Origin of the sequence: Streptomyces sp. NPDC002181, assembly GCF_042890485.1 — a bacterium.
In the GTDB taxonomy this organism is placed as follows: Bacteria; Actinomycetota; Actinomycetes; order Streptomycetales; family Streptomycetaceae; genus Streptomyces.
This window is the reverse complement of the sequence record NZ_JBIASC010000002.1, coordinates 21,942-36,997: the sequence shown is the minus strand read 5'-3', so window position 1 is coordinate 36,997 and position 15,056 is coordinate 21,942. Positions and strand designations below refer to the sequence as shown.

The window sequence follows — 15,056 nt, the reverse complement described above, 5'->3', positions numbered from 1 at the left end:
TCCGCGGGGACGGGGAGGGCGCGGCGGCGTGCGAGGCTTCGGGCATGGATGTGATCTATGCCGACGACGAGCGCGCGGTACGCCGCTGCTGGCCGGTCTTCTCGCAGCTGCGGCCGCACTTGGACGAGGAAGCCTTCGTTGAGGGCTGGCGGACCCAGTCCGCGGAGGGCTACCGGATCGTCTGCCTGGAGGAGGACGGCGAGGTGTGCGTCGTCGCGGGCTTCCGCGTCATGCACACCATGATCTCGGGCCGGATCCTGTACCTGGACGACCTCGTCGCCGACGAGTCCGCCCGCGGCCGGGGACTCGGCAGCCGCATGCTCACCGAGCTGAAGGCCATCGCCGCGGACGCGGGCTGCGCGGAGTTCCACCTCGACACCGGCCACCAGCGCCACGCCGCGCACCGGACCTACCTGCGCAACGGCTTCCGCATCGACGCCCACCACGTCTCCATGACCCTGCGCTGACACCGGACCCCGGCCGAGCCCGGACCCCGGCCGAGCCGCCCGGACCATGGCCGGCCCGGGCGCCGGCCCCGACCTGCCACACCCCGCCCGGGCCCTCTGGCCGGGGCCCGGGCGCGCCCGTACCCTCTGCCCCATGATCGATTCACGCACCCACGTCCGTGTCGCCCGCCCCTCCCTCGACCTGAAGGCCGCCGAGCGGTTCTACGTCGACGGGCTCGGCCTCGAAGTGCAGTGGCGCAGTGCCGAGCACGTGCCCGGCGAGCACGACCTGCTCATGGTCGGGCCGGCGGCGGGCGGTTGGCACTTCGAACTCACCCACGACCCCGACAACCCGATCACGCCCGCGCCCACCGTGGACGACCTCTTCGTCGTCTACCTCGGCGAGGCGCCCGACGAGGCCCTCGTCCGACGGCTCGTCGAGCACGGCGGCACCCGCGTCACCGCGCACAACCCCTACTGGGACGAGCACGGAGTCACCGTCGCCGACCCGGACGGCTACCGGCTCGTGCTCTGCTCCCGCACCTGGGGCTGACGCGGCGTCAGGGGGGTTTCCCGGGGACGTGACGTATTTTCCCCGGGCTCTCCGGCCATGACCGATTTCCTATGCACCATGTCTTCATGACGACGAACGACGATGCCACGGCCTGGCAGGGCGGCAGCCTCGACCTGGATGCGTACCTCCGGCGTACCGGCTACGACGGGGAGCTCGCGCCCACCCTCGACGTTCTGCGGGCGCTGACGCGTGCGCACATCACCTCGATACCCTTCGAGACCGTCGAGATCGTGCTCGGCCGGCCGATCTCCCTCGACCTGCAGGACATCCAGGACAAGCTGGTCCACGGACACCGCGGCGGCTACTGCTACGAACACACGGTGCTCCTCGCGGCGGTGCTGGAACGCGTCGGCTTCCGGGTGACCGGTCTCGCCTCGCGGGTCCGGATCGGTTCCGAGGGAGTCGTACGTGCGGCGACGCACGCGATGCTGCGCGTGGAGACGGCCGAGACGCCAGAGACCGGCAAGGTGTGGGTGTGCGACCCCGGCTTCGGCCGCAATCCCATCGAGCCCATCGAACTCACGGACGGCGCGGAGACCTCGCTCAGCGGCTGGGGCTTCCGGCTGGAGGCCTCCACCACCGAGACCGGCGACCGGCTGTACGCGATGCGCACGCGCGGCGCCGACGGCTGGTACGACCTGCACGCCTTCACCCTCGACCAGCGGTACCCGCAGGACTGGATGGTGGCCAACCACTTCCTGTCCACCCACGCGCGCTCGCCCTTCGCGGGCCGGCTCCTGGTCCAGCAGATGCACGAGGGGGAGCACGTCTTCCTCGACGGCACCGTCTTGACCCGGACCCTGCCCGACGGCACGGCCAGCTCGCACACGTACGCCCCGGAGGAGATCCCGGGCCTGCTGCGCGACCTGTTCGGGATGGAGGTGCCGCCCACCGACCGCGACGAACTCATCGCCCGGGTGTACGTGGCCCGTCAGGCCGCCGTGATGTACCCGACGACCGTGCAGCCGTCGACGGTGCCCATCCAGCCGCCGCGGGCGCACCGCGCCGGGCGCAGGAGGACGGCGCCGGTCAGCTGACGCCGTGGGCCTGCCCGGCCGGCCCCTCGGGGCCGGCGGCGGGCCGTGCGGCTCAAGGCCGCCTTGCGGCCCGTGCGGTCGCGGACCTCGGGTGCGCGGCCCGGTCAGGGGACCAGGACCACCTTCCCGGCGACGGTGCCCGACTCGGCCAGGCGCATCGCCTCCGCGGCACGGGCCAGCGGGATCTCGGCGGCGACCTTGGCCGTGATCTCGCCGCGCTGCAGGGCCGTGAACACCTGGGTCAGGTCGGAGCGCAGGCGCGCCCGGAAGCGGTTCTTGGCGTACGCGCGTCCGGCCCACACGTTGAAGAAGTACGCGCGGCGGCCGTTGGGCAGCGCGTTCCACAGCCACACCCGGCCCAGCAGCTTGAACACCGGCCACGAGCCGGATCCCTGGTCGTCGCGGGTGGCGGCGGTGCCGTACGAGACGAGGGTGCCGCCGGGTGCCAGCAGCCGCCAGGAATCGACGATGCCCTCGCCGCCGACGTGGTCGAAGACCGCGTCCACCCCGCCGGGCGCGAGGGCCCGTACCCGTGCGGCGACGTTGCCGGATCGGTAGTCGATCGGGGTCACCCCGAGGGCACGCAGCCCTTCGTGGTGGCGGGTGGAGGCCGTGCCGATCACCGTGGCCCCGGCGGCCAGCGCCAGTTGGACCAGGATCGAGCCGACCCCGCCGTTGGCCCCGTGGACCAGTACGGTCCGGCCGGCGCGGATCCGGGCCTTGCGGTGGAGCATCTGCCAGGCGGTGATGCCGTTGACGACCGCCGTCTCGGCCTCCACCGCGCCGACGCCTTCGGGTACCTCCACCACGTCGGCGGCGTCGAGCGCGATGTGGCTCGCCCAGCCCCCGGTCTTCGTCAGGGCGGCCACCCGGCGGCCCAGCATGCCGGAGCCGACGCCGTCGCCGACCGCCAGCACCGTGCCGACCAGGTCGTATCCGGGCACGAAGGGGAACGGGGGCTGGTCGTAGTACCGGCCGCGGCGCATCTGCTGTTCGGCGAAGGAGACGCCCGTCGCCTCCATCGCGACGACCACCTGCCCGGCCGAGGGCACCGGGACCGGGCCCCGGTGCAGTTCCAGGGCCTCGGGCTCGACCTTGCCCGGCAGAACGATCTCCACGCGCTCGACCGTGTTCACCATGACCTCCAGAGGGGTTCGTCGTCTCGACTGTTCGCTTTGGCTTCTCTTGTTCGTTAGAAGCTGTAACTAGAATGAGCGGGTGTGGCGTCGATGTCAAGCGAGTGGATCGTCCGATCGCGATGAGTGCTGCCGATCGTGATAGGTTCTAACCAATTGGTGGCAGGTGAGGAGAGGCGGCGGGATGAGCACGACCGGACGTACGGAGACCCCACGCGAGCGGTACCGGCAGCAGGTGCGCGAGGAGGTCAAGGAGAAGGCCTGGCAGCAGATCGCCGGCTCCGGCGCCTCCGCGCTGTCGCTCAACGCCATCGCCAAGCAGATGGGCATGAGCGGACCGGCGCTGTACCGGTACTTCGCCAACCGCGACGAGCTGATCACCGAGCTCATCCGGGACGCGTACCGCAGCCTCGCCGACGCCTTCATCGCCGTCCGCGAAGCGGCGGCGGACCAGCCGCCCGGCCTCGACGCGCTGGCGCAGGTGCTGCGCCGCTGGGCCCTGGAGGACCCGCACCGCTACTTCCTCGTCTACGGCACCCCCGTACCCGGCTACCACGCGCCGCAGGACACCACGGCGATCACCGCCGAGATGATGTCCGTCCTGCTCGACGCCTGTACGGCGGCCGGACCGGGGGAGGGGCCCCGGGACTTCGAGCGGCACCTGGCCGGCCACCGGGAGTGGGCCGGCGGCCACCCCGACGCACCGCCGTCCGCCCTGCGCCTGGCGCTGGCCTTCTGGAGCCGCCTGCACGGCGTGCTGTCCCTGGAACTGGCGGGCCATTTCACGGGCATGGGACTGGACCCCGCCCTGCTCTACGCGGCCGAGGTGGACGGCCTGACCGCCGGCTGAGCGCGGGCCGGGGGATGGGGGGGGCGGGGGTCGGGGGGCCTTCAGCCCTACCCGAGCCGCATCCCCCTGTCATTCCGGAATGTTCCGGATCCCCTGGTCACGGGCCGTTGCTACGTTCGCGTACGACCCGGCACGGCGACCCAGGGGGAGGAACGTCACGTGGTTCCCGGTATTTCGCGACGCGCGTGGGGGCTGGTCCTGGCGGCGACAGCCGCCGTACTGCCACCGCTCGTGGCCCCGTCCCCGGCTGTGGCCCGGACCGCGGGCTTCGCCGCCTCCTGCCCGAACTCCGGCTGGATAATCCAGCACTACAGCCAGGAGCACAACGGCATAGACATCGCGAGCGACTACGGCACCCCGATCTACGCCGTGGGCGACGGCGAGGTCCTCGTCTCGGGTCCCGCGGACGGCTACGGCCAGTGGATCCGCATCCTGCACGGCGACGGGACGATATCCGAGTACGGGCACATGCAGCGGCGGGACGTCGCCACCGGTGACCATGTCAGGGCCGGGCAGCAGATCGCCCTCGTGGGCAGCGAGGGCCAGTCCGAGGGCCCCCACCTCCACCTGCGGATCTGGGGCGACCGCAACGCGAGCGTCCGCACCGACCCCGAACCGTACCTCGCGGAACGCGGGGTGACCTTCCCCTGCGTGCCGGGCCAGGGCCCCGGACCCGGGCCCGCCCCGGCGGTGCACCCGGTGGAGTCGGGCCGGGTGGTCTCGGCCCGGTCGGCGGACGGCCGGCTGGAGGTGTTCGCGGCCGCCGCCGACGGCGTCCACCACGCCTGGCAGACCGCCGTCAACGGCGGCTGGTCCCCCTGGGAGGCCCTCGGCGGCCCCGGCAACGCCGAACTGGCGATCGCCCCCAACGCGGACGGCCGGCTCGAACTCCTCGCCGTCAACGGCGACACCTTCCAGCACCGCTACCAGACCGGGCCGTCCGCGGGCTGGTCGGGCTGGGAGTCCTTCGGCGGGGGCGGCAAGGACATAGCCGCCGGTACGAACGCCGACGGGCGGATCGAGGTGTTCGCCTCCGGACCGGCGGGGATCTTCCACCGGTACCAGAACGCGCCCGGCGGCGGCTGGTCCGGGTGGGAACCCACCGGTGGCGGCCCGGCTCAGGGGCGGATCGAGATGGAGAAGTCCCCGGACGGCCGGCTGGAGGTGTTCGCCGTCAACGGGGACACGTTCCGGCACCAGTACCAGACCGCCGCCAACGGCGGCTGGTCCTCCTGGGAGGAGTTCGGCGGCGGTGGACACGATCTGACCGTCGACCACAACGCCGACGGGCGGCTGGAGGTCTTCGCCTCCGGTCCCGTGGGGGTCTTCCACAAGTACCAGACCGGCCCGACGGCTTGGTCGCAATGGGAACCCTCCGGAGGCCCGGCCGACGCACAGCTGACGAGCGAGCGCACCGCCGACGGCCGGGTCGAGGTCTTCGCCATCAACGGCACCGTGGCCATGCAGACCTGGCAGACGGGCCTCAACGCCCCGTACAGCCAGTGGGCCGAGTTCGGCGGTGGCGGGAGCGAAGTCACCGCCGCCACCAATGCCGACGGGCGCATCGAGGTCTTCGGTACGAGCGGCTCCGGCGTCTTCCACAAATGGCAGACCGGATTCTCCACCTGGTCCCAGTGGACGTGGGTGACCGACAGCGCCGGCCCCGCCGTCAACTGATCCGGTCTCACCACCGGCCACCGGCCACCGCTCCACGCCACCGCACCGCACCGCGCCCGAGGGGGAAACAGATGTCCGCAGCCCAGCGCTCCTTACCCACCGGTACGACCTCGTCACCGCGCCGGCCCACCGCCCGCCGGCTGGCCGCACCGGCGCTGGCCGTGCTGCTCGGCGCCGCGGGAACGCTCACCGGGGCCTCGCCCGCGTCCGCCGCCTCGAGCGATCTGTGCGCGCAGACCGGATACAACGCCGGCTTCCGCGGCGACGGCCTGGTGACCGCCGTCGCCGTCGCCCTCGCGGAGTCCAGCTGCAACCCGTCGGCGACCAACGTCCAGAACAACACGCCCCCGTCCAGGGACCGCGGCCTGTGGCAGATCAACGACTACTGGCACCCCGAGGTCGACGACTCCTGCGCCTACGACGCCCAGTGCAACGCGAACGCCGCCTTCGCGATCTCCTCCGGGGGCACGAACTGGGAGCCCTGGTCCACCTACAACGCGGGTGTGCACCGCCGCCACATGGACGAGGCGCGGGCCGCAGTGGACCGCCTCGGCCACCAGGAGCCCGGAGCGGGCCCGCTGACGTATCCGGCGGAATCGGGCCGGGTGGTGTCGGCCCGGTCCGCGGACGGCCGGCTGGAGGTCTTCGCGGCCGGGGCCGACGGCATCCACCACGCCTGGCAGAACACGGTGAACGGCTCGTGGTCCGAGTGGGAGCCCCTGGGCGGCCCGGGCGGCGCGGAGCTGGCGATCGGCCCCAACGCCGACGGCCGGCTGGAGCTGTTCGCCATCAACGGCGACACCTTCTCGCACCGTTACCAGCTCCAGCCCTCGGGCGGCTGGTCCGGCTGGGAGTCCTTCGGCGGGGGCGGCAAGGACATCGCCGTCGGCGCGAACGGCGACGGGCGGCTGGAGGTGTTCGCCTCCGGTCCGGTCGGGGTGTTCCACCGGTACCAGAACGCGCCGAACGGCGGCTGGTCCGCATGGGAGCCCACCGGTGGCGGTCCGGCCGACAGCCGGATCGAGATGGAGAAGTCCCTCGACGGGCGTCTGGAGGTCTTCGCCCTGAACGGCGACACCTTCCGGCACCTGTACCAGACGGCGGTGGGTGGCGGCTGGTCGGCCTGGGAGGAGTTCGGCGGCGGCGGTCGCGACCTGACCGCGGACCACAACCAGGACGGCCGCCTGGAGGTCTTCGCCTCCGGACCGGCCGGCGTCTTCCACAAGTACCAGACCGGAGCCTCGGGTTGGTCCGGCTGGGAGCCCACCGGCGGCCCGGCCGACTCCCAGCTCGCCAGCGAACGGTCCCCGGACGGCCGCGTCGAGGTCTTCGCCGTCAACACGACCACCGCCCAGCACCTGTGGCAGAGCGGGGTCAACGCCCCGTACGGCCAGTGGGCCGAATTCGGCGGCGGGGGAACCGAGATCGGCGCCGCCACCAACGCCGACGGCCGCATCGAGGTCTTCGGGACCAGCGGCGCCGGCGTCCACCACAAATGGCAGACGGGCTTCACCACCTGGTCCGAGTGGGCCTGGGTGAGCGGCACCTCCGGCCCCGCCGTCAACTGACTCCGGAGGAAACCGTGCGTCCGATCAGCAGGCGGGGCGTGTTGCGGGGTGCGGCCGCCGCCGCGGGGGCGCTCGCGCTGCCGGGGACGGCCGGCGCGGCGGCCGCGGCGGCCTCGGCGGATCCGCCGCACCGGTGGATCGGCGCCGGTCCGTTCACCCACGTCCACGACCCCTCCCTCCCCGGCCGGCAGCGCTACCTCAACGACCACACGCTGATCGAGGCGGGCGGCCGCTGGCACCTGTTCGGCATCGTCGGCGACAGCGCACGCCCCGGCGAGTCCCCGGACAGCGCCGCCGAGGCCGCCTTCACCCACGCAGACGCCCCGGATCCGTACGGCCCCTGGACCCCGCACGCCGACGCGCTGACCGTCGACCGGTCCTACTTCGGCGAGGAGCACCTGTGGGCCCCGTACGTCGTCGAGGCGGACGGCGCGTTCCTGATGTTCTACGCCGCGGGCGGCCGCGGCGGCGCCGCGATCAACCTCGCGACCTCCACGGATCTGTTCACCTGGACCCGCGTCCCGTCCGGTCCCCTCTTCCGGGGGATCGCGGCGCGCGATCCGATGGTCCTGCGGATCGCCGACGAGTGGGTGATGTACTACACCGAGCTGTCCGCCCCGCGGGGAGGCCGGCACATCGTGGCCGCCCGGCGCTCCGCCGACCTGCTGCACTGGAGCGCGCCGGAGACCGTTTTCACCGATGCGACCACCGACGCGACGCTGTCGGTCACCGAATCGCCGTGCGTGGTCGAACGGGACGGCTGGTACCACCTGTTCATCGGACCCCGGGGCGGGTACGAGGGCACGGACGTGTTCGCGTCCAGGGACCCGTTCCGCTTCGGCCAGGGCGGCTACGCGGGCCATGTCCCGGGCCACGCCGTCGAGGTGTTCTCCGACGGGCGGCAGTGGTACGCGAGTGCCGCGGGCTGGTTCCGCCAGGGCCTGTACGTGGCGCCCCTGCTCTGGCGCGACGACGGACCGCCGCCCTGGCAGAGCGTGGACAACCCGGTCGCCGGACTGGACGTGCGGGGCCGGCTGACGGTGTTCGCGCTCGACGCGGGTGACCGGTCGGTCCTGCGGCGCGTCCAGCTCGACCCGGAATCCGACACGTGGTCCGCGTGGGAGACCTTCGGCGGGCCGGCCGGGGCGGTCCCCACCCTCGGCCGCGACGTCGACGGCCGGCTGGAGGTCTTCTCCCTCGCCCCGGGCGGCGCCAACCTGCACCACCGCGCTCAGCGGCCCGACGGCGGCTGGTACGACTGGGAGGAGTTCGGCGGCCCGGCGGGAGCCGCCCCCGCCGTGGCCCGGGGCGGCGACGGCCGGCTGGAGGTCTTCGCACCGGCCCCCGCGGGCGCCTGCCTCGCGCGGCGCCGGCAGCGGTCGCCTGCCTCGCCGGCCTGGGAAGAGTGGGACGGGGCCTTCGGCGGCCCGGTCGGCGCGCCCCCGGCCGTCGCCGCCAACGCCGACGGCCGGCTGGAGGTGTTCGCCCTCGCACCGGGAGGCTCCGCGATCCACCACCGCTGGCAGGAGACGCCGGGCGGGGCCTGGGCCGCGGCATGGCAGCCGTTCGGTACGGCGGCCGGCGGCGCGCCGCGCGTGGCCCGGGACGGTTCGGGCCGCCTCACCGTCGCGGCCGTCGCCCCCTCCGGCCTCGCCGCCTTCCACCGGCGCCAGTCGGTACCCAGCGGCGGCTGGGGCGACTGGCAGCACCTGTTCGGCTGGTCGGCCGCGGCCCCGGCGCTCGCCGCCGGCGCCGACGGGAGGCTGGAGGCCTTCGCCCTGTCGCCCGGCGGGGGCCGCCTCGTCCACCGCTGGTACGCCGACCCCGGCGGAACCTGGGCCGCGGCGGAGGAGTTCGGTGAGCCGGGAGCCCCGCTCGCCGCCCCGCCCGTGGCCGCGGCCGACGCCACCGGGCGGATCCACGTCTTCGCCGTCACCGCCGATGGCCGGATCCGTACCCGCGTCCAGGAGCGGCCCAGCGGCGGCTGGGGACCGTGGAACGCCTTCGGGGAACGCCTGGTCGCACCGCTCCCGGCGGGCTCCGCCGCCTACTGAGCCCAGGCCCGCGGGGCCCCGGAATTGGCCGGAGTACCCCCCTGTGGCCGGCCTTCCAGCCGGTACCGTTCCCCGTACGACGTCTTGTCAGCACGTCGTACAGGGGGAGTGGTGAGCGGCATAGTCGTCCATCTGCCGCAGGGGAGCGGCGGCGGCGCCGGCGGGGAGCCGGGCGGCGAGGCGGTGACGTTGCGGCTCGGACCGGGCGAGGTCGCGCGGTTCGGACGCGGCTCCCCGGCGACCCCGGTCGAACTGCGGCTCGCCGACGAGGCGATCTCCCGGCTGGCCGGGGAGATCCGGGTCACCGACGACCACTGGCAGCTGACCAACCACAGCACCACGCAGACCTACCTCGTGGAGAACCCGGAGGGCGCCGGCGAGTACCTGCGGGTGTCGCCGCGCCGGGCCGGGGCGCCGATCCCGTTCGAGTTCTCCCGGGTGGTGCTGCCCACGCGGCGGGGGACCACCGTCTCCTTCCAGGTGTTCGCGCCCGACCACGTCTACCTGGACCCGCCCGGCGCGGGCGGCTCCCGCGCGAGCCGTACCGTCACGGCGTACTCCCTGGACGAGACGGCCACGTACTTCCTCGTGCTCGTCGCCCTCTGCGAACCCTGGCTGCGCGACCAGTCGCCGGTCGCGGTGCCCACCACCCCGCAGATCGTCGAGCGGCTGCGGGGCCATGCCACCGGAGGCCGGCTGACGGCGCGCGCGGTCAGCTCGCACATCGACTACCTGGCCGACGAGAAGCTGCGCATCGCCGTCGCGGCCGCCGCGCCGGAAGCCGGCGCGGGCGGCGTTCCCGGGACCGGCGACCGCCGCAACGGGAAGCGGGACGCCGTCGTCGGGCTCGCCCTGAAGTTCGCCGTCGTACGGGAGGAACACCTCGCGCTGCTGCCGCCCCGGGCCGAAGCGGGCGCGCGGGGGCGGTAGGCGACGTGATGCGGGTGCAGGGGCCGGGCGGTCCGGGCGGTCCGGACGCCTCGTGGGACAGCGGCCACACCGAACTGCTGCCCCCGGGCCACCGGGTGGGCGACTGGGCGGTCACCGAGCCCATCGGGGCCGGGGGCTGGGCCACGGTGTACGCGGGGCGCCGGGCCGCGGCCGGCGGGCCGGGGGCGGCCGCGGAGCTCCGCGAGGTCGCCCTCAAGATCATGCCGACCTCCGGGCTCGCACCGCGCCAGGCCCGGGGCGTGGCCGAGGCGGCCCGGCGCGAGGTCGAGATCGGGGTGCGCGCGGGCCATCCGCGGCTCATCCGGCTGCTGGACAGCACCGTCCTCAGCGCACCCGACCAGCCCGCGCTCGACGGCGCGATCGTGCTGGTCATGGAGCGGGCCCGGGGCAGCCTGCGCGACCTGCTCGGCGCGGGGATCACCGAGACCGAGGGCGCCGGGCTGATTGCCGGGATCTGCGAGGGGCTGGCCCATCTGCACCGCGCCGGATGGGTGCACGCCGACCTCAAGCCCGAGAACGTCCTCATCGGCGGGGACGGTTCGGTCAAGCTCTCCGACTTCGGGCTCGCCACCGAGCTGACGACCGGCACGCACGGGCACGGGCCCCCGATGGGCACCCTGGACTACCTCCCGCCCGAGCGCTGGAGGGCCCCGCTCGGGGAGCTGGGCGTGGAGATCCGTCCGAGCGCCGACATCTGGGCCCTGGGCATCGTGATCCACGAGGTGTTCGCCTCGGGGGCCCCGCTGTTCTCCGGCGCCACGCCGGTGGCGCGGGGCGCCGCGGTGCAGGAGTACGCGGCGGGCCGCGCGCCCCTGCGCATGGCCAACGGGGTCCCGGAGTTCTGGCGCGCGCTGGCCGCCGACTGCCTCGCCCCGACGCACGCCGCCCGCGCGCCGCACACCGCCGAGAGCCTGCTGGAGCGGATCGAGGCCCGACGGGCGGGCGCCTCCCTCCCCCGCAGCGGCAGGCGACGCCTTCGGCGGGCGGCGCGCACCGCCCTCATCGCCCTCGCGGCGTGCGGGGCGGTCGGCTCCGCGATCTGGTCGTACGCGGCACCCTCCGCCCGGGAAGGCGTCGGCGCCGCGCGCGTCGGCACCGCCGATCCTCCGCTCCCGATAAGGGTGTTCAACGCCGAGGGGGCCTGCCGGGACCGTACGGACCGGGACCCGCGGTGCAGCCTCGGCCTGGCGATCGACCCCACGAGGCCGTACATCGCCGGGAACGTCGTGCCGGCCCGGGTCTGGCACACCGACGTCCTCGACGCCGACTGCCAGCTCCTGCGCGGCGAAGTGGTCATCGACGAATCGGACACGCGGTCCACGCACTGGTTCCGGGTCCGCCTGCCGGGCGCGGACCCGGCCGCGGCTCCGGACGCCATCGCCTGGCTGCCGGCGGTACGGACGAAGGACCGCCCGCCGCTCCCGAGGTGCCCGGCCCCCGCGGCCTCCCGGTGACTCCCGCCGAACGGCTGACAATTCACCGCCTGCGGTACAGAATCTGTGCAGCTGACGTCGGGGGGCGGTCATGGGGCGGACATCGCGGGCGCTGTGGGTGGGGATACCCGTTCTTCTGGCGGGGCTGTTCTTCTGGTGGGCCTCGTACGCCACCACGATCATCGTGTGGGAGGGCCGCAAACTCCTGTCCTGGCTGGCCGCGCCCCTGCTGCTCGTCGCCTTCCTCCTGCTGGTGGGGCTGGTGTTGAGGCTCCTGCGGCGCAAGCGGGACGGCGGCTCGGGCGGCGGGAGCGCCGGGGTGGTCCTCGGATGGCTGGGCGCCGTCCTCGGGCTGGGCCTCGGGATCTGGTGGCTGGTGTACGGGTCGTACCTCCAGGACCGGGCGTACATGCAGAACGTGCAGATCGTGAGCGAGCCGGTGCCCGAACTGGCGGCCCGCGCACCCTACGTGGTCGGGAAGGCGCAGGCCGCCCCGCACCTCGGCGACGTCACCGGCGAGATCTCCGACATCACCTACCTGCCCGACACGGACCGGTTCTCGACCCTCGTCGAGCGGCGCGGCTGGCTCTCGGGATACGAGGTCGGCCTGGAGCAGGACATCCCGCTCGGCGGCAACAGCCGCAGCCAGCAGCGCTGTTCCTTCGACATCGACAAGGCCGACGCGCGGATCGGCGGCTGGTTCGGCCACAACCTCGGCCGCAAGATCTCGGCGCAGCAGCGCTGGGTGCGCTTCGACGCCGACGACGCGTACGTGACCTGCGAGGGCGACACCCCGACCGTGGTCGTCCCCCTCAAACGACAGACCGGGATCCTGGTGGTGACCGAACGGCCCGCCGGGCTCGCGCTCTACAACGGGCGGACCGGGAAGCTCACCATCACCGCCGACACGGCGAAGGTGCCCGGCCCGTCCTATCCGCTCAGCCTCGCGGCCCGGCAGCGGGAGGGAACCGCCGCCGTGGGCAGCTTCAGCGACTGGTGGTTCGAGCGCAGCGGCTGGGACGCCTCCGAGGACGGGGCCAACGCCGGCAACGAGTCGGAGTTCACCCTCAAGTACCGCGACACCAGCGGGCGCAGCGCCTACGTCACCCCCCTCACCCCGCAGGGGGAGGCCAGCTCGGTGGTGGCCGTCTCGACCGTGCCGACCCGCCACCAGGGCGGCGGACTCGCCCCGATGACGGTCCACCGGCTCGATCCGACCTGGTCCTCGCCGAAGGCACTGGTCGCGCTGATCAAGGCCGAGTACAGGGACGTCTGCTGCTACAACGACGACCAGGTGTTCGAGGTGGTGCCGACCGGCGGCAGCACCTGGACCGCCACGGTCGGCAGCGAGCAGAACATCCGGTACCGGGTCGAGGGCCGGGGCCAGGTGGGCGGGCGCGAGGCGACCTGCCTGAAGGCCGCCGACGGGGCCCTCATCAGGTGCGCGTACGCTGCGCCCGGTTCGCCGGAGGAACAGGAGCTCCAGCGCCGGGAACAGGAGAAACAGAAACAGCAGCAGACGGGCCAGAGCCCGGGCGGCGCCAAGGACCCCGGCGATCTCACGGCATACACCCCCGAGCAACTCGCCGACCTCCAGAAACGGGTGTCCGACGAGGTCGTCCGCCGGCTGAAGGCCGCCGGCTAGGCCGTTGCCCTCAGATCATCGGATCGTTGGTCTGGTGTGGGTCCTTGACTGACTCCCAGTCATCCGCTCGGCCAGGTGCTCCGGGAGCGCGAAAGCGAGCACGGGAGCCCTCTCCGTCCGCGTATCCACTCGGCAGGATTCGGAGGACACCCCCTGGGGCCGGGGCGAGGGGTTCGCCCCGGCCGGGCGGGCGTCGGTCAGGCGGCGGCCCGAGCCGCCAGGGTGGGCCGGTCCGCGTCGGCGTCCGTGAGCAGCTCCATGAGCGAGGTGCGGGCGCGGGCCACGCGGGAGCGGACCGTGCCGATGGGACAGCCGAGCGCACTCGCCGCCTCCGCGTACGGCAGTCCCAGGACCTGGGTGAGTACGAAGACGTCACGGCGTTCGGCGGGGATCTCCCCCAGCAGCTCCGCGAGGGCTATCCCGTCCTCGAAGCCGGGCAGGTCGCGCGGCTGGGCGCGTTCGGCGGCGCTCTGCCAGTCGTCCCGGTCCGAGATCCGGGGGCGGGCCGCCTTGTGGCGGAGGCTGTCGATGACGGTGCGCCGGGCGATCGAGAGCAGCCACGTACGCGCGGAGGAGCGGCCCTCGAAGCGGTGCAGGCTGCCCAGCGCGCGCAGGAACGTCTCCTGGGCCAGGTCGTCCGCCGACTGCGGATCGGCGCTGAGGTGGGCCACGTAGCGGCGGACGTCGCGGTGCAGGGCGCGTACGAAACGGTCCACCGCGTCGGGGTCGCCCTCGCGGGCGGCGAGCGCCAGCAGGGTCGTCGGCTCGTCCGGGCCGCCGCAGTGGCGCACGGGTGCCGTCTCGGCGGTGGTCGGCGGGGGAAGCAGGGCAGGGGTCATCGCCTGGGGTCCTTCCGGGATTCCGGAATCCGGTTCCGGCGCCGTGTGCCCACCGCGGGGCGGAGGGCGGGGCGGGCCGGTGAGCGGTACGGCCCCGCCGGACGGCGAGGCCGATGACCGAGGCGCGCGGCGGAGCGGCATCGCGCGCGTCGGTGAGCCGGCTGTCAGACGACAGCGGTCCCGGGAGGCGGACCCCGTGAGGTGAGGACGTGGACGAGCAGGAGCCCGCGCAGCGGCCGTGCGCGGAGGTCGGGACGGACACCGCGGCGCGGGAGGCCCACGGGGGCGGGCGGGCGGAAGGCCCGGCGCAGCGGTACGAGCAGCAGGCCGGCCAGGGCCCGCAGGACGCGGAACGTGCCCTGCTCCCCGTAGGCGAGCCAGAGTCCGCAGAGCAGGGCGGCGAGGAGGTGTGCGGCCAGCATGCCGGTCGGTGAGGCGGAGCCGATGCCGTGACCGGCGGCCATCGGCATCGGCATCGGCATCGGCATGGTCACGCCGACGTCGGCCATCGTGTGCCCCGCGTGAGGGGCGTGCCCGCCCGCGCCGGGCGGCGGAGCGGGGACCGTCGGCGGGCGGACGGCCGCGTGGGCCAGCGCGAACCCGGTGTGCAGGGCGGCCTGGACGGCGACGGTCGCGGAGGTGACGGCCAGGAGGCCGCGTTCACGATCGGCGAGGACCCAGGCGACCCCTCCGGTGGCCGCCACGGCCACCGCCATCGCCCACCAGGGGACCGTCGACCCCGACATGAGGAGGTGGCCGAGGGCGGCGAGCAGCACGCATACGGCCGCGAACAACGCGGCCCGGAAGGCGCGGCAACACCGGTCGGGAGTCATGGCGGGCTCATCG

13 protein-coding genes are annotated in these 15,056 nt (G+C 74.0%); 10 read left to right on the top strand and 3 right to left on the bottom strand.

Translation table 11 applies throughout. The annotated features are described in order from the left end of the window. Nucleotides 1–44: 44 nt before the first annotated feature. The 3 genes from ACFYXV_RS06370 to ACFYXV_RS06360 all read left to right on the top strand — a co-directional run bounded on the left by ACFYXV_RS06370 (nt 45) and on the right by ACFYXV_RS06360 (nt 2,057). A complete protein-coding gene (locus tag ACFYXV_RS06370; RefSeq protein WP_385470502.1) occupies nt 45–467 on the top strand; it encodes a GNAT family N-acetyltransferase in 423 nt (140 codons plus the stop codon). A 133-nt stretch (nt 468–600) separates the two neighbouring features. Then, nucleotides 601–999 carry a VOC family protein gene (locus tag ACFYXV_RS06365; RefSeq protein ID WP_385470500.1) on the top strand — a complete coding sequence of 133 codons (399 nt, stop codon included), beginning with the start codon at nt 601–603 and terminating at the stop codon, nt 997–999. Nucleotides 1,000–1,085: 86 nt separating this feature from the next. Next, on the top strand, nt 1,086–2,057 hold the full coding sequence (locus tag ACFYXV_RS06360; RefSeq protein ID WP_389382154.1) for an arylamine N-acetyltransferase: 972 nt from the start codon (nt 1,086–1,088) through the stop codon (nt 2,055–2,057). Nucleotides 2,058–2,161: 104 nt separating this feature from the next. Here the strand turns inward: ACFYXV_RS06360 and ACFYXV_RS06355 are convergent, their stop codons facing one another. Beyond that, on the bottom strand, nt 2,162–3,196 hold the full coding sequence (locus ACFYXV_RS06355) for a medium chain dehydrogenase/reductase family protein (protein WP_385470496.1): 1,035 nt from the start codon (nt 3,194–3,196) through the stop codon (nt 2,162–2,164). A gap of 181 nt (nt 3,197–3,377) precedes the next feature. Here ACFYXV_RS06355 and ACFYXV_RS06350 point away from each other — a divergent pair, with 181 nt between their 5' ends. The 7 genes from ACFYXV_RS06350 (at nt 3,378) to ACFYXV_RS06320 (ending at nt 13,371) form a co-directional block, all read left to right on the top strand. Next, complete coding sequence (locus ACFYXV_RS06350; protein ID WP_385470494.1) at nt 3,378–4,043, top strand: WHG domain-containing protein; 666 nt, start codon at nt 3,378–3,380, stop codon at nt 4,041–4,043. A gap of 159 nt (nt 4,044–4,202) precedes the next feature. Beyond that, complete coding sequence (locus ACFYXV_RS06345) at nt 4,203–5,720, top strand: peptidoglycan DD-metalloendopeptidase family protein (RefSeq protein WP_385470492.1); 1,518 nt, start codon at nt 4,203–4,205, stop codon at nt 5,718–5,720. Between the two features lie 71 nt (nt 5,721–5,791). Next, on the top strand, nt 5,792–7,288 hold the full coding sequence (locus tag ACFYXV_RS06340; RefSeq protein WP_389382153.1) for a hypothetical protein: 1,497 nt from the start codon (nt 5,792–5,794) through the stop codon (nt 7,286–7,288). Nucleotides 7,289–7,302: 14 nt separating this feature from the next. Next, on the top strand, nt 7,303–9,342 hold the full coding sequence (locus ACFYXV_RS06335) for a family 43 glycosylhydrolase (RefSeq protein ID WP_389382152.1): 2,040 nt from the start codon (nt 7,303–7,305) through the stop codon (nt 9,340–9,342). 111 nt (nt 9,343–9,453) lie between these two features. Further along, entirely contained in the window at nt 9,454–10,272 is an 819-nt protein-coding gene (locus ACFYXV_RS06330; RefSeq protein ID WP_389382151.1) for a serine/threonine protein kinase, read from the top strand. An 8-nt stretch (nt 10,273–10,280) separates the two neighbouring features. Further along, entirely contained in the window at nt 10,281–11,747 is a 1,467-nt protein-coding gene (locus ACFYXV_RS06325; protein WP_389382150.1) for a serine/threonine-protein kinase, read from the top strand. A gap of 70 nt (nt 11,748–11,817) precedes the next feature. Then, nucleotides 11,818–13,371 (top strand): hypothetical protein, encoded by a 1,554-nt coding sequence (locus ACFYXV_RS06320; protein WP_389382149.1) that lies wholly within the window; start codon nt 11,818–11,820, stop codon nt 13,369–13,371. A 197-nt stretch (nt 13,372–13,568) separates the two neighbouring features. Here the strand turns inward: ACFYXV_RS06320 and ACFYXV_RS06315 are convergent, their stop codons facing one another. Both ACFYXV_RS06315 and ACFYXV_RS06310 read right to left on the bottom strand, forming a co-directional pair. After that, entirely contained in the window at nt 13,569–14,210 is a 642-nt protein-coding gene (locus ACFYXV_RS06315; RefSeq protein WP_389382148.1) for a sigma-70 family RNA polymerase sigma factor, read from the bottom strand. Between the two features lie 164 nt (nt 14,211–14,374). Next, nucleotides 14,375–15,043 (bottom strand): hypothetical protein, encoded by a 669-nt coding sequence (locus tag ACFYXV_RS06310; RefSeq protein ID WP_385474147.1) that lies wholly within the window; start codon nt 15,041–15,043, stop codon nt 14,375–14,377. Nucleotides 15,044–15,056: the final 13 nt, after the last annotated feature.

Coding starts and splice junctions, on each gene's coding strand:
- ACFYXV_RS06350 (WP_385470494.1), top strand. CDS start 3,378: ATGAGCACGACCGGACGTACGGAGACCCCACGCGAGCGGTACCGGCAG.
- ACFYXV_RS06355 (WP_385470496.1), bottom strand. CDS start 3,196: ATGGTGAACACGGTCGAGCGCGTGGAGATCGTTCTGCCGGGCAAGGTC.
- ACFYXV_RS06320 (WP_389382149.1), top strand. CDS start 11,818: ATGGGGCGGACATCGCGGGCGCTGTGGGTGGGGATACCCGTTCTTCTG.
- ACFYXV_RS06315 (WP_389382148.1), bottom strand. CDS start 14,210: ATGACCCCTGCCCTGCTTCCCCCGCCGACCACCGCCGAGACGGCACCC.
- ACFYXV_RS06365 (WP_385470500.1), top strand. CDS start 601: ATGATCGATTCACGCACCCACGTCCGTGTCGCCCGCCCCTCCCTCGAC.
- ACFYXV_RS06340 (WP_389382153.1), top strand. CDS start 5,792: ATGTCCGCAGCCCAGCGCTCCTTACCCACCGGTACGACCTCGTCACCG.
- ACFYXV_RS06325 (WP_389382150.1), top strand. CDS start 10,281: ATGCGGGTGCAGGGGCCGGGCGGTCCGGGCGGTCCGGACGCCTCGTGG.
- ACFYXV_RS06370 (WP_385470502.1), top strand. CDS start 45: ATGGATGTGATCTATGCCGACGACGAGCGCGCGGTACGCCGCTGCTGG.
- ACFYXV_RS06360 (WP_389382154.1), top strand. CDS start 1,086: ATGACGACGAACGACGATGCCACGGCCTGGCAGGGCGGCAGCCTCGAC.
- ACFYXV_RS06310 (WP_385474147.1), bottom strand. CDS start 15,043: ATGACTCCCGACCGGTGTTGCCGCGCCTTCCGGGCCGCGTTGTTCGCG.